Source organism: Rhodococcus sp. APC 3903, assembly GCF_030407755.1.
Classification (GTDB): domain Bacteria; phylum Actinomycetota; class Actinomycetes; order Mycobacteriales; family Mycobacteriaceae; genus Rhodococcus_F; species Rhodococcus_F erythropolis.
In genome coordinates this window covers 24064-36883 of record NZ_JASDCV010000018.1, presented here as the reverse complement: position 1 = coordinate 36883, position 12820 = coordinate 24064, and the positions used below count along the sequence as shown (strand labels likewise).

The following is a 12820-nucleotide window of genomic DNA, read 5'->3' as shown; positions in this document are numbered from 1 at the left end:
TAGAGGATTACGTTGCGTTGCAACGAAGATCGCGCTTCAGTATCTTGCCTGCTGCCGACAGTGGCAATGCATCGACGAATTGGAAGGTACGCGGAGATTTGTAACCGGCGATCAGCGTTTTCACGTGAGCGCGCAGTTCGTCGGCGTCGGCGTCGAAACCATGCCGAAGGACGACTACGGCATGGACACGCTCGCCCCACTGGGTATCGGGCAGGCCGATCACGGCACAGGACGCGACGGATTCATGTTGTGCCAGAGCGTTTTCGACCTCGGTGGAGTAGACGTTCTCGCCACCGGTGACGATCATGTCCTTGATGCGATCGACGATGAACAGGTAACCGCGGGCGTCCAGGTATCCGGCGTCGCCGGTATGCATCCACCCGTCGCGGAGCACTTCTGCGGTCTCTTTCGGTTTGTTCCAGTATCCGAGCATGACGTGGCTGCCGAACGTGACGATTTCGCCCACCTCGCCGGGTGGGAGTTCCGCGCCGGTCGGGTCGACGATTTTCACCTCGCAGTGCGGCAGTACTCGACCGGCGCTGCGGAGGAGATCACCACCTTCGAGGTGATCAGCCGGGCTCAGCATGCTGATGTGCGCGGTTTCAGTCATCCCGTAGCCCTGCACAAACGAGCTGTTGGGGAACATTTGCATGACTCGTTCGAGAAGCGTCGGTGAAATGGGCGAGGCGCCGTATCTCAGGATCCTGACGCTGGACAAGTCATAGGTGGTCGAGTCTTCGTAGTCGACCAACATCTGAAGCATCGTCGGCACCAGACCCACAGTTGTCGGGCGATGGTGATCAACGGCCTCGAGGAACGTGCGTGGGCTGAAGTTCGGCATGAACACCTGGGTGCCACCCATCAGCGACTGAGCCAACCATCCAACTATCCCGGCGATGTGAAACAGAGGGTTGATCGCGAGGTTCGTTCCGTTGCTGACAGCCACGCTGCCTGCCGCGAGAGTACCAAGCGCCGAGGTCATCAGCGCTTGATGACTGATCATCACGCCTTTCGGCACTCCGGTGGTCCCGCCGGTGTAGAGGAGTAGTGCCAGCGTGTCGCCGCCGACGCGCAGATCGTCGACCGGAGTCGCCTCCGCGATCACCCGTTCATAGTCGAGCATTCCGTCGCGAACCGGGCCGCTGCCGCAGTAGACGACAGTGGTCAGGCCTGGACACGCCTCGCGAAGGGTAGATCCGACGGAAGCAAAGTTCTCGTCCACGAGTAATACCGTCGATCCTGAATCTTCCAGGGCGTACGTGATTTCCGCCGTGCTCCAGCGAGAATTGACCGGACTGGCCACTGCTCCGAACCACCAGCAGGCCAGGAGCGCCTCGTGGTAGTAGTCGGAGTTCGATGCCAAGATTGCGACTCTGTCACCGGTGCGCAGGCCCAAAGTCTGAAACCCGCCGGCGAGTCTGCTCGTCCGGTCCACCGATTCCCGGCACGTGCGCAGCCGGCCGTCGAAGATCGTCATCACCGCATCGGGTGATGCTCGCAGGGATCGGTGAACGAATTGAGTCAGCTGCATGCGATTCCTTCTGCGGGTGTGGGCCGAGTGCTCCGACTCGGATCAGTTCCAGCCATGATGCTATTTGCCTGATAATTTCCTTCACTCACCGCCTGAGACCGCGCCTCACCCTCGATGCAGTCTCGGACGATTGTCCAGTTGTCTCTTCCGATTCCGTCCTGCAGCGGCGTGATTTCTGCGAGAGTGTCGAACATGCGTGGAATTCTGGTAGCCGGTGTGAGTGCATTCGCGGCGGTCGTCTCGGTCGTCTCGGCTCCCATTGCCGGTGCCGAGACGACTGCGGACCGAGCTCGCTCGTTCTCCGAGACCACGTCCGTCGGCGTCCACAACTCCTACGAGAAGGCGACATTTCCGTACTTCGCCGACGCTTTGGACTCCGGGGCCTCGCTGCTCGAATTGGATCTGTGGACCAACGGCGGTGGTCCGGACTGGCGTGTCTCGCACATGAATCCGGTGGCGAGTGACAGCAACTGCGTCGGCGCGCAGGACGCATCCGGGTTGCGAAGTGGTCAGCGAGATCAGGGACTGCGCGGATGCCTGGCAGATATGCGGGCGTGGCACGAAGCCGACCCCGAGCATCCTCCGGTGATGATCAAGTTGGAACTCAAGGACGGTTTCACCACCGGCTACGGACGCGGACCTGCCGATCTCGACGCCTTGATCCTCGGGACTCTCGGCGACGCGGTCTTCACTCCATCCGATCTGATGGGTGAGTCCTACTCGACCCCGGATGCCGCCGTCACCGACCGTGGATGGCCGAGCATGTCCGAGATGAACGGCAAATTTCTGTTCGAGCTGATTCCGGGAACGATCGAGGAGGGAAACCCGCTCGACACGGAGTGGACCGACCGGCAGTACGCGACGCACTTGCGAGATCTGTCCGCTGGCGGGCTCGTCCAACTCGGCGCCGCCTTTCCCGCTGTTCACCGGGCGTCACCGGGAGACCCACGAATCGACCGTTACGCCGACCCGGGCATCCGCCCGTGGTTCGTGATCTTCGACGGCGACGCCCTCGATTACACCTCGGGCGTTGTGGATCCGCAGTGGTACCACGATCGTGGCTACCTGCTCGTCATGACCGACGCGCACAAGGTCGCTCCACAGATCGACGGTGCGCATGCCACCGAAGCCGAGGCGAGCGAGCGTCTCGACCGGTTGGCGGGTGATCACGCAAGTTACATCACCGCGGACTGGTCGAGGTTGCCGAACGTACTGTCCACCGTGGTGCCGCGTCGGTGATCTAGAGGGCGGCAATTTTCAGGAACAGGGTGCAGGATGGGTTCATGCGCACTGTCACGTGGAATCCCGAAGTCTACGGCCGCTATTCGGGTGAGCGGTCACGCCCGTTCGTGGACCTGGTGTCACGGGTGGCGACCGAAGACCCGACGCGGGTAGCCGACCTCGGCTGCGGATCAGGTAGCTTGACCGCGATGCTGGGGGAACGATGGCCGGACGCGGCGGTATCCGGTCTCGATTCGTCTCCCGAAATGGTGGCGCAGGCCCCGACAGACCTACCGGGAAACGTCACCGTCGAGTTGGGGGACATCATGTCCTTCGATGCCTCGGGTTACGACGTGGTCGTCAGTAACGCTGCATTGCAGTGGGTTCCGAGCCACCGTGAGCTGATCGACCAGTGGGCGGACACCCTGGCATCCGGGTCGTGGTTGGCGTGGCAGGTTCCGGGAAACTTCGATGCACCGTCACATGCGCTCATGCGAAGCCTCGCGGAGTCCGCGGAATGGAGCGAGCGACTGGGTGGCGTCCTACGCGGCCCGGAAGGCGTCGACAGTCCGGTTGCGTACGCGCAGCGTCTGCAGGAGCACGGATTCGACGTCGACGCCTGGGAGACGACGTACGTACACGTGCTGGCCGGTGCTGATCCGGTGCTCGGATGGGTTCGGGGGACTGGACTTCGGCCGGTGCTGGACGTTCTCGGCGAGGCCGACGCTCCGGAGTTCGAGCGCCAGTATTCGGATCTGCTGCGGGAGGCGTATCCCGCAACAGCCGCCGGAACGCTGTTTCCGTTCCGGCGGGTGTTCTGCGTGGGACGCAAGCGGTAACTACTCGGCTGTGCTGCGGTCCGCCGATCACTCAGCGGTGACAAAGCCTTCCGAGACCAGCCAGTCGCGAGCCACGTCCGCCGGCTCCTTGCCGTCGACGTCGACCTGCCGGTTGAGCTCGGTCATCACCTCGTTGGTCAGTTTCTCCGAGATCGGCGCCATGACTTCGGCAACCTCCGGATGCGCTTCCGCGAAGTCCTTTTTCATGACCAATGCCGGATTGTATTTCGGGAAGAACTGCAGATCGTCTTCGAGCAGAACGAGATCGAGTGCGATGATGCGACCGTCGGTGGTGAACACCTCGCCGAACTTGCACTGATCGCTGTCGGCTGTCGCCTGGTAGATGATGCCGGTCTGCAGGATCTGGCGCTGGGCACGCGAGGCGTCGAAACCGTATTTCGCTGCCAGGCCGGGGTATCCGTCCTGGCGGACGTTGAACTCGGTCTCGACGCACGTCACCGCGGCGCCGGGATCGGATTCGACCAACTTCGCGTAGTCGGAAACCGTCTTGACGCCGGTCTTCTCAGCGGTCTCCTTGCTCATCGCCAATGCATACGTATTGTTCATCGGCGCCGGATCGGTCCACACCATGTCGTTCGCAGCAAGGTCCGCATCACGGACGGCCTCGAACTGCGCCTGCGAATCGGGAAGCGGAGTCTCGTTGCCGAGGTAGTTGATCCAGCCGGTCCCGGTGTACTCGTACGCAAGGTCGATCTGCCCGTTCAACTGTGCGTCACGGGTGCTGTTCGAGCCCTGGATGTTCGTGAGATCTCGAACATCTGCGCCCGCAGCGGCCATCGCGAATTCGATGACGTATCCGAGCACGATCTGCTCGGTGAAGTCCTTGGAGCCGACGGTCATCTTCACACCCTCGAGCTCAGGAACCGGCTCGATGCTGCCGGGGCCGACAGCCAGGGGCAGTGCGCCACCGGACTCGAGGCCACACGAAGCGACAAGTGTGAGGCCGATCGTGGCAACCGCGACTTTCCAGCCCCACGTTCTGGTGATCGAAGTCTTGGTCATCGTAATCCCTTGGGCCCGAGATAAGTTTCGGCGAGCGCGCCGAGCCAGTCGATCAGCAAGGCCAACGACACCGCCAGTACGGCACCGACCACGAGGGTGACGTTGTCGCGGAGCTTGTATCCGGTGTCGATCAGAATGCCGAGTCCGCCGGCACTGACCAGGAAGCACAGCGTCGCGGTGCCGACTGCCAGAACGAGCGAAGTGCGCAGTCCTGCAAGGATGTACGGGACGGCCATCGGGAATTCGAGTTGACGCAGGACCGTGAGCGAAGACATTCCCTGCCCGCGCCCGGCATCGATCAAGGTCTTGTCCACTTGCTGGTAGCCGAGGATGGTGTTGCGCAGCACCGGGAGCAGCGAATAGAACGCGATGGGAAACACGCCGATCCAGAAGCCCGTCGTTCTTGTTGCGAGATAGAACAGCACGAGCAGGCCGATGGCCGGCGCTGCGGCTCCGATGTTGGCTATTCCCACGAAGAACGGTGCCAATCGGGTGAATTTCGGCCTGGTCAGCAGGGTTCCGAGTGGAACCGCGATGGCGACGACGATGATGACCACGGCGGCCGTGATCAGTACGTGCTGCCAGGTCAGTGTGACGATGTTGTCGAGATTGATGCTCGCCTTCTGCGTCGCGTTGAGATCTCGGCTGAATGCCCAGATCAACACGCCCGCAACCAGGATCAGGACGATGACCGGTTGCACATACAGTCGCATCCGTTCCGCACGGCGCGTGGCGGCGTTCTCGGCCGCACCCAGATCGGGGGCGTCCGGTTCCATCTCAGGCGCGGAGACGCGCTCCTCTGTCGTGGCAGTCATGTTCAACCCTCGACGTTCTCGGTGTCTGGCTCTTCGTCGTGGTCGTGCGCATGCTCCTCGCGCATCTCGGAGAGATGGCTGACCAGTGTGTCGATGGTGATGAGACCGACATATTCGCCACGCCGTCCGGTGACCACAGTGGACGCATTGCTTTCAGCGAGAAGAGCCTCCAAGGCATCCTGCAGGGTGGACTGGATGGACACGGCTTCGCCGATCTCGTTACCGACACCTCGAAGCGTCGACGCATGGGCGAGGTGGCCGGGCGAGACCCAGCGAAGCGGCCGTCCACGCTGATCGAGAATCAAGGCCCACTTCCACTTACGCGCTGCGAGTGCGGTTCTCAAATCATCGACCGAATCGGTTTCGCGGGCGGTGAGGCACTGCTTGAGTTTGATCTGGCGCACGCGTGTCAGGGTCAGCTGCTTGAGCGAGGCGTCCGCCCCGACAAATCCTGCGACCATGTCGTTTGCGGGATTGGCGAGAATCGCTTCCGGAGTGTCGTACTGCATGATGCTGGACTGATTGCCCAGCACGGCAATACGGTCACCGAGTTTGACTGCCTCGTTGAAATCGTGGGTGACGAAGACGATGGTCTTACCCAACTCCGACTGCAGACGCATCAGTTCGTCCTGCAGCAGGCCGCGGGTGATCGGGTCGACGGCACCGAAAGGCTCGTCCATCAACAAGACAGGGGGATCTGCAGCCAGAGCCCGCGCCACGCCCACACGCTGTTGCTGGCCACCGGACAACTGGCGAGGGTAGCGGTCGCGATAAGTATCGGGATCGAGGCCGACGAGGTCGAGCATCTCGTCGGTGCGAGCTGCGATACGTTTCTTGTCCCAACCGATGAGGCCGGGCACCGTCGCGACGTTCTTCGCAATGGTGAAGTGCGGGAACAATCCTGCCTGCTGGATCGAGTAGCCGATGCCGCGGCGAAGCTTGTCCGGGTCGATGGACAGCGCGTCCTTGCCGTCGATGGTGATCTTGCCCGAGGTGGGTTCGATCAGACGGTTGATCATGCGCATCGTCGTCGTCTTGCCGCAACCCGAAGGTCCGACGAAGACCACGATCTCACCGGCCGGAACAGTCAGTGAAACATTGTCCACCGCTGCAGCTTTCTGGCCCGGGTAACGCTTGGTCACGGATTCGAGAACGATCTCGACCCCGGATACCTTCTGATCTGCAGATACGTCAGACGGAATGGTTTCAGTCATTGCAGCCCCTTCGAAGTAGTGAGACGACCGATGACGACGTAGATTCCGTCGAGAATCAGAGCGAGAATGACGATCAGTACGGTGCCGACCAGCGCTTGAGGAACAGCGTTCGGGCTACCGACACGCGAGAGTCCGGAGAAGATCAGGTTTCCCAGACCAGGACCCTTGGCGTACGCCGCGATGGCGAGGATGCCCATGAGCATCTGTGTGCTGACCCGCATGCCGGTGAGGATCGACGGCCACGCAATCGGCAGCTCGATTCGACTCAGAACGTGCATGCGATTCATTCCGACACCGCGGGCTGCGTCCGTGATCGCCGGGTTGACCGCATCCAGACCGATGATCGTGTTCCGAATGATCGGGAGCAGGGCATACAAGATCAACGCGGTGATCGTAGGAGCGACGCCGAGACCGAGAATCGGAATGAGCAGTCCGAGGAGGGCGAATGAAGGAACCGTCAGGATCGTGCTGGCCAACGCCGTAGCGATGGAGGATCCCGCCGGGCTCCGGTAGACGAGAATGCCGATGATCACGGCGGCAATCGTCGCGATGATCACGGACTGGATAACTGCTGAAACATGTAGGTACGAGTCGGTCATCAATTGCTGTCGTCGTGCAACGACAAAATCCCATAGCGCGCCCATATTTCCGAACCCACTTTCTTCGGACTTCTGCTCGCTCGAACGTCTTCCCTCGACACCGACCGGCGCACAAGGGCTTTCCCCGCAGCCTCCGTAGGCCGAGGGGTTTCCCTCGACTGTCGTCCAAAAACTGAGATACTGCAACTAATTCCGATTGCAGCGTGTCGGATGTTGTTCTGGACGTGAGATTTTGCGGGACGCGGGTATGTACCCACTGCGTGCGGAGTTGAAACGTGCTGGAGACAGCAAACGCTCGAGACAGCAATGCGGGAGGGCTCCGGAGAACCCTCCCGCATTGTGGGAACCGTACGAATCGGCCTCAGGCCCAGCTGAGCGCATCCTCATTGGACAGCCGCGGCAGACGGTCGAACCACGGGTTCTCGCCGGGATGGCCGATGTTGACCACCAGGGTGGTCTTGAAGCGTCCGTCCGCGAAGAACTCGCCGTCGATGCCGTCGGCGTCGAAGCCGGCCATCGGGCCGGCGACCAGGCCCTGCGCCCGAATCGCGAGGATCACGTAACCAGCCTGCAGTGCGGCGTTGAACTTGCTGCTCGATGTGGCGGCAGCGTCGTCGGACTCGAAGTAGTCCTTCATCTCCGGACGGATGGGGAACAGTGCCGGAATGTGCTCGTAGAACTTGGTGTCGACGGCAAGAACCGCGACAGCAGGCGCCGATGCGGTCTTGGCCTTGTTGCCGTCGGACATGTGCTCGACGAGGCGCGCTTTGCCCTCCTCCGTACGCACGAACAGCACGCGCAGTGGATTGGTGTTGGCCGCGGTCGGTGCCCACTTCGCGAGCTCCCAGATCGCAGTCAGTTCGTCGTCGGTGACCGGTTCGTTGGAGAAGGAGTTTGCCGTGCGGGCTGCTGTGAAGAGCAGTTCACGGCCGGCTGCGTCGAGCTGCTGTGCGGTAAATGGGGTGGCTGCGTCGAGTGACATCGGTGGTTCCGTTTCCGTTGTAGCTCATCCGAGCGTTACCCGGTAAAGCTAGTTGCTAGTAAAAAGAAAGTACTTGGATACGGTAGCACCAGTCGTAGGGTTCAGCGCGGGGGAGTGACGAGTCAGACCGTCTGGGTGGCGAGAATCCTCACCGCCAGATCCTCGATCGCGCACTGTCGTGATTCGAGTCGGACGCGCGTGAGGTCGTTGATCATGCTGATGGTTGCCAACACCGTCGCCCGTGCATCCGCGGTTTCGTTACCGAGCAGGTGTACCCACTCGTCGATGTACTCGCGTTGTGCAATCTGCGTCGAGGCCTGCGCTTCTTCGGGCAAGTTCGCTGTTTCTTCGATGAGAATGGCAATCGCGCTGTCAGGTGAGATCACCGAATTGGTGTACGAATGTACGACGCGGGCAATCGCGTCTTCCCGTGAGTCTGCGTTCCTCAAAGCCTGGACCAGGCCGAGCCGGAGTGTTTCGTTCCCGCGGGCCAGAATTGCTTGCAGCACTTCGGCTTTACTTCCGAAATGGGTGTAGATGCTCGAACTCGGAACACCGGCGGCGCTGCCGATGTCGTCCATTGTCACGGATCGGTAGCCGCGTTGATCGAACAGCGTGATTGCGGCGCCCATCAAACTTTCGCGACGCGAAGTGTGGCTGAAGTTCGAAGTCGGCTGCGGCTGTGCCGCCGGCTCCTCGGGAAGGGCCGGAGCGGTACGAACGACATCGAACAACCTGGCCAACAAAGCCTCGAAGCGCTTTCGAGGAAGCGTCGTGCGGTGTCGAGCGGGGCTGAACGCGATACTGGTGAGTGCCCACCCCAGAACGACGGAATCGGGAACCGACAGGTCGGGACGCTCGTGTCGAAGGGCGGCTGCGACCCGGCTCGTGACTTCCCGAACTCCGGCACGCGCCTCCGTTCTGCGCTCAGGGGTCAGGTTACGGGCCTCCTGATCGAAGAGAAGACTACGGAAGTTGTTGTCGAGTCCGTAACGAACCAGTGCCGTGAAGACCACCTTGGAATCGGTTCGATCGACCTCGTCGAGGATCGCGAGGATCGAAGACGAGCCGTCGAGCATTGCCTGCGCGAGGAGTTCCTGCTTGTTCGGGAAGTGGCGGTACAGCGCGCCTGCGGTAATCCCCACCGCAGACGCGATGCCTTCCATGCTGACGTTGTGGTACCCCGAGCGGCCGAACTGTTCACGAGCCACGGTGATGATCTGCGCCTTGCGGTTGCGTGGGCGCAGCGTCTTCTTCGGGGTCGTTTTCGGCGCGGCCGGCCGGTCCGGCGAGGCCGCAGGTGTGCCGTCCGATGTATCGATCGTCATGGGGCCCTCGAGGTCGGTGGCGTGGTCAGGTGATGGTGCTGGTTGCCAAGTCGGAGAACTGCCTGCGGAGTTCTCTCTTGAGTATCTTGCCAGCCGGGGACACGGGCATTTGCTCGACGATGGTGATACTTCGCGGAGACTTGTAGCCGGCAATCAGCGTCTTCGAGTGTGCGCGGACTTCTTCGCACGTCAGAGACACCCCGGGACGCACGACCAGGACCGCGTGGACTCGTTCGCCGTACTGATCGTCGGGTACGCCGATCACAGCACAGCTGATCACGTCCGGATGTGTGGCCAGAGCGTTTTCGACCTCCGTCGAATAGACGTTCTCACCACCCGAGATGATCATGTCCTTGAGCCGATCCACGACGAAGAGATACCCGGCTTCGTCCATGTAGCCTCCGTCGCCGGTGTACAGCCAACCGTCGCGCAATGCCGATCGTGTTTCTTCCGGCCGATTCCAGTAGCCGCACATGATGTTGCCGCCGCGGGCGATGATTTCGCCGACCTCACCGCGAGGAAGCTCGTTGCCGTTCTCGTCGACCACCTGAATCTCGACGTGTCCCATCGGCCGACCGGCAGATTTCAGGCGGGTCGCGTCGACGTGATCTTCTGCGCTCAGGCTGGTGAGTCCGGGTCCGGCCTCGGTCATGCCGTACCCCTGCATGAAGGCTGCCTGTGGAAAAGCCTGTTGCGCTTGCCGAAGCAAGGTTTCGGAGATCGGGGAAGCGCCGTACTGCACGGCCAGGATGCTGGACAGGTCCCGGTTCGTCCGGTCCGGATGACGAATCAGCATTTGAATCATCGTGGGTACCAACAGCATCGACGTAACTTTGTGCTGCTCGATCAAGCGCAGTGCGGTGGCCGGTTCGAAACTTGGCTGAATCACCAACGTCGCCCCGACAGTGTTACGACCGATCCAATTTGCCAGCGACGCAAGATGAAACATCGGGGCGGTGATCAGAGCCAGGCCGTCGGTACCAGGCGTTCGATTACTGGCCACTGCTCCGAGGCTCGACGTCACGAGGTTGGCGTGGGTGAGCATGACCCCCTTGGGGTGACCGCTGGTTCCGCCGGTATAGAAGATTCCGGCCAAGTGGTCGCCGCCGAGTCGCAGGTCCGGTGTGGGTTCGCTCGAGGCGATCAGATTCTCGTAGTCGAGAGCGCCGGCCGGCGTCGGCAGTTCGCCGGCATGTATCACTACGGCGAGCTGTGGGAACAACACCCGTACCTCGTCGAGTAGCGGCAGAAAGGTGTCGTCGACGACCAGCACTCGTGTATCGGAATCGTCCAGCGCAAAAGCGATCTCGGCAGCGCTCCATCTGGTGTTGAGCGGATTGACAGCGCCTCCCATCCACCAGGTGGCAAAAAAGTACTCGTGATAGCGATCGGAGTTGAGCGACAGTATCGCGACGCGATCGCCTACCTGTACACCGAGGTCACGGAAAGCGCCCGCAAGACGGGTTACTCTCCCGCCGACCTCGGCGCAGGTGCGGATACGGTCCCCACACACGGTCATGGGTTGGTCAGGGCGTTGCTGCATTGATCGTTGCAGAGACTGAGTCAAGTACATGGGGACCGCTCCTTTCGGGAAACGTGAGGTCAGCGACTGCCGCCGTCGCACACCAGGCATTGGCCGCTGACGTAGTCGGTTTCGGGCAGGCAGAGCGCAAATACCGCGCCGGCCGCTTCGTCCGGACGTCCGGCGCGGCCCAGTGGGATGGTCCGCTCGGCTGCCGCCAGGAGCTGTGGGTTGACGCCGACTTTGATCTCGCGACCCTCGACGTCGATGGTCGAGTTACCGTCTGCCGACGCTTCCGTCAGGCGGGTGTTGATCAGACCGTACGCAACGGCATTGACGTTGACCTTGTAACGACCCCACTCACGCGCAAGGGTCTTGCTCAAGCCGATGATGCCGGCCTTGGCGGCTGCGTAGTTGGACTGTCCGGCATTGCCCACCACTCCGGCATTGGAGGAGATGTTGACAACCTTGCGGTGGTAGTCGGTGGGATTGGCCTTGATGTAGGGCTGAGCGGCGCGCAGGATCTGGAACGGTGCCTTCAGATGCAGATCGAGAATCGTGTCCCACTGCTCGTCGGTCATCTTCTGGATGACGTTGTCCCAGGTGAACCCGGCATTGTTGACGATGATGTCGAGGCCGCCGAAGGTATCGATTGCGGTGTTGACGAATCGATCCGCAAAACCTTCTTCGGTGACCGAACCGACGCACGCCACTGCCTTGCCACCGGCCGCGATGATCTCCTCGACCGTCTCCTTGGCCGGGCCCGGATCAAGATCGTTGACTACGACGCTCGCGCCTTCCGCGGCGAACTTCATGGCGATGGCGCGGCCGATACCGCGGCCGGATCCGGTGACGAGTGCTGTCCTGTTGTCGAGCTTGCCCATGTCGGGGTTCCTTTCGGTAGAGAGAGTTTTCAAGCGGCTACGACGGCGTCGCCGCGCAGGGTGACGGTGCCGTCGGAGAGAGTGACGGCAATATCGAGATGGGCCAGTCCGTCCTCGACCTTGGTGACGGTCCCGGTGCACGTCGGCTTGGCGTGCAGCGGTGTGATGGAGGCAAAGCGAACACTGTAGGTGCGGATGCGTTCCTGCGGAACGTAATTGGTCAGCAATCGACCGAGGTAGGCCATCGAGAGCATGCCGTGTGCGAACACGTCGTCCATTCCGCCGGAGCGAGCGACGTCGAGATCGATGTGCATCGGGTTGTGGTCACCCGAAGCGCCGGCGTAGAGCGCGAGAGTGGTGCGACTGATCTCGGGCAATTCCAGGGAGGGAAGAACGTCTCCTGTTTTCATTTCTGCGCCTTAGGGTTTCGAACGACCAGGGTGTTGGTGAGGCGGGCGATCAACTCGCCGTCGCGGGTGACCTCGGCGGTCCGGACAAGGAAGTCCAAGGCGCCGTTCTTCTTCGAGTACACGTCCGTGACCTTGCCGTTGTAGGCAAGTGTGTCGCCGGCATAGGCGAGTGCGTGATATTCGAAGGACTGCTCGCCGTGCAGGACGTACCTCATGTCGATTTTCAGCGATCGGACCAGGGCAAACGGGTCCGGTTTTTCCATGTCGAGGCAAAACAGGAATGTCGGCGGTACCACCAGGTCACGATGCCCCGCAGCCTTGGCGGCCTCGACGTCTCCGTAGATCGGGTTGGTCTCACCGATGGCCTGGGCGAAGAAGCGCAGGCGTCCGCGCTCGACCAGTGCCTCGTGGCCCGGGATGATCGTTCCGACGACGGACGGATCGAGCGCCAT

13 protein-coding genes are annotated in these 12820 nt (G+C 61.7%); 2 read left to right on the top strand and 11 right to left on the bottom strand.

Annotated elements, in window-relative coordinates:
• Positions 1–7: 7 nt before the first annotated feature.
• Positions 8–1531, bottom strand: a complete 1524-nt coding sequence (locus QMA15_RS23595; protein WP_290286833.1) for a long-chain fatty acid--CoA ligase — start codon at positions 1529–1531, stop codon at positions 8–10.
• 192 nt (positions 1532–1723) lie between these two features.
• Here QMA15_RS23595 and QMA15_RS23590 point away from each other — a divergent pair, with 192 nt between their 5' ends.
• Positions 1724–2770: a phosphatidylinositol-specific phospholipase C domain-containing protein gene (locus tag QMA15_RS23590; RefSeq protein ID WP_290286831.1), complete on the top strand. Its 1047-nt coding sequence runs from the start codon at positions 1724–1726 to the stop codon at positions 2768–2770.
• Between the two features lie 44 nt (positions 2771–2814).
• Positions 2815–3591 carry a trans-aconitate 2-methyltransferase gene (locus QMA15_RS23585; RefSeq protein ID WP_290286829.1) on the top strand — a complete coding sequence of 259 codons (777 nt, stop codon included), beginning with the start codon at positions 2815–2817 and terminating at the stop codon, positions 3589–3591.
• Positions 3592–3618: 27 nt separating this feature from the next.
• On the opposite strand, the gene QMA15_RS23580 is transcribed toward QMA15_RS23585, so the two are convergent.
• The 10 genes from QMA15_RS23580 to QMA15_RS23535 form a co-directional block, all read right to left on the bottom strand.
• Positions 3619–4614, bottom strand: a complete 996-nt coding sequence (locus tag QMA15_RS23580; RefSeq protein ID WP_019745161.1) for a glycine betaine ABC transporter substrate-binding protein — start codon at positions 4612–4614, stop codon at positions 3619–3621.
• Complete coding sequence (locus QMA15_RS23575; RefSeq protein ID WP_007731455.1) at positions 4611–5390, bottom strand: ABC transporter permease; 780 nt, start codon at positions 5388–5390, stop codon at positions 4611–4613. The genes QMA15_RS23580 and QMA15_RS23575 overlap by 4 nt, the downstream gene beginning before the upstream one ends.
• A gap of 41 nt (positions 5391–5431) precedes the next feature.
• Entirely contained in the window at positions 5432–6643 is a 1212-nt protein-coding gene (locus tag QMA15_RS23570) for an ATP-binding cassette domain-containing protein (protein WP_020908997.1), read from the bottom strand.
• The gene (locus QMA15_RS23565; protein WP_019745160.1) at positions 6640–7287 is read right to left on the bottom strand and encodes an ABC transporter permease subunit; all 648 of its coding nucleotides are present in this window, start codon (positions 7285–7287) and stop codon (positions 6640–6642) included. Before QMA15_RS23565 ends, QMA15_RS23570 begins: the two co-directional genes overlap by 4 nt.
• Positions 7288–7603: 316 nt before the next feature.
• Positions 7604–8224 (bottom strand): malonic semialdehyde reductase, encoded by a 621-nt coding sequence (locus QMA15_RS23560; RefSeq protein WP_020908996.1) that lies wholly within the window; start codon positions 8222–8224, stop codon positions 7604–7606.
• A 122-nt stretch (positions 8225–8346) separates the two neighbouring features.
• On the bottom strand, positions 8347–9552 hold the full coding sequence (locus QMA15_RS23555; RefSeq protein WP_141488423.1) for a TetR/AcrR family transcriptional regulator: 1206 nt from the start codon (positions 9550–9552) through the stop codon (positions 8347–8349).
• A gap of 25 nt (positions 9553–9577) precedes the next feature.
• The gene (locus QMA15_RS23550; RefSeq protein WP_020970676.1) at positions 9578–11125 is read right to left on the bottom strand and encodes a long-chain fatty acid--CoA ligase; all 1548 of its coding nucleotides are present in this window, start codon (positions 11123–11125) and stop codon (positions 9578–9580) included.
• Between the two features lie 29 nt (positions 11126–11154).
• Positions 11155–11958 carry an SDR family oxidoreductase gene (locus QMA15_RS23545; RefSeq protein ID WP_020908993.1) on the bottom strand — a complete coding sequence of 268 codons (804 nt, stop codon included), beginning with the start codon at positions 11956–11958 and terminating at the stop codon, positions 11155–11157.
• A gap of 29 nt (positions 11959–11987) precedes the next feature.
• Positions 11988–12368, bottom strand: coding sequence for a MaoC/PaaZ C-terminal domain-containing protein (locus QMA15_RS23540; protein WP_020908992.1), 381 nt, complete (start codon positions 12366–12368; stop codon positions 11988–11990).
• Complete coding sequence (locus QMA15_RS23535; RefSeq protein WP_020970674.1) at positions 12365–12820, bottom strand: MaoC family dehydratase N-terminal domain-containing protein; 456 nt, start codon at positions 12818–12820, stop codon at positions 12365–12367. Before QMA15_RS23535 ends, QMA15_RS23540 begins: the two co-directional genes overlap by 4 nt.

What these genes read in the sequence shown, in the direction of transcription:
- QMA15_RS23590 (WP_290286831.1), top strand. Translation starts at nt 1,724, where the DNA reads ATGCGTGGAATTCTGGTAGCCGGTGTGAGTGCATTCGCGGCGGTCGTC.
- QMA15_RS23535 (WP_020970674.1), bottom strand. Translation starts at nt 12,820, where the DNA reads ATGGCGCTCGATCCGTCCGTCGTCGGAACGATCATCCCGGGCCACGAG.
- QMA15_RS23565 (WP_019745160.1), bottom strand. Translation starts at nt 7,287, where the DNA reads ATGGGCGCGCTATGGGATTTTGTCGTTGCACGACGACAGCAATTGATG.
- QMA15_RS23570 (WP_020908997.1), bottom strand. Translation starts at nt 6,643, where the DNA reads ATGACTGAAACCATTCCGTCTGACGTATCTGCAGATCAGAAGGTATCC.
- QMA15_RS23595 (WP_290286833.1), bottom strand. Translation starts at nt 1,531, where the DNA reads ATGCAGCTGACTCAATTCGTTCACCGATCCCTGCGAGCATCACCCGAT.
- QMA15_RS23550 (WP_020970676.1), bottom strand. Translation starts at nt 11,125, where the DNA reads ATGTACTTGACTCAGTCTCTGCAACGATCAATGCAGCAACGCCCTGAC.
- QMA15_RS23560 (WP_020908996.1), bottom strand. Translation starts at nt 8,224, where the DNA reads ATGTCACTCGACGCAGCCACCCCATTTACCGCACAGCAGCTCGACGCA.
- QMA15_RS23580 (WP_019745161.1), bottom strand. Translation starts at nt 4,614, where the DNA reads ATGACCAAGACTTCGATCACCAGAACGTGGGGCTGGAAAGTCGCGGTT.
- QMA15_RS23545 (WP_020908993.1), bottom strand. Translation starts at nt 11,958, where the DNA reads ATGGGCAAGCTCGACAACAGGACAGCACTCGTCACCGGATCCGGCCGC.
- QMA15_RS23575 (WP_007731455.1), bottom strand. Translation starts at nt 5,390, where the DNA reads ATGGAACCGGACGCCCCCGATCTGGGTGCGGCCGAGAACGCCGCCACG.
- QMA15_RS23585 (WP_290286829.1), top strand. Translation starts at nt 2,815, where the DNA reads ATGCGCACTGTCACGTGGAATCCCGAAGTCTACGGCCGCTATTCGGGT.
- QMA15_RS23555 (WP_141488423.1), bottom strand. Translation starts at nt 9,552, where the DNA reads ATGACGATCGATACATCGGACGGCACACCTGCGGCCTCGCCGGACCGG.
- QMA15_RS23540 (WP_020908992.1), bottom strand. Translation starts at nt 12,368, where the DNA reads ATGAAAACAGGAGACGTTCTTCCCTCCCTGGAATTGCCCGAGATCAGT.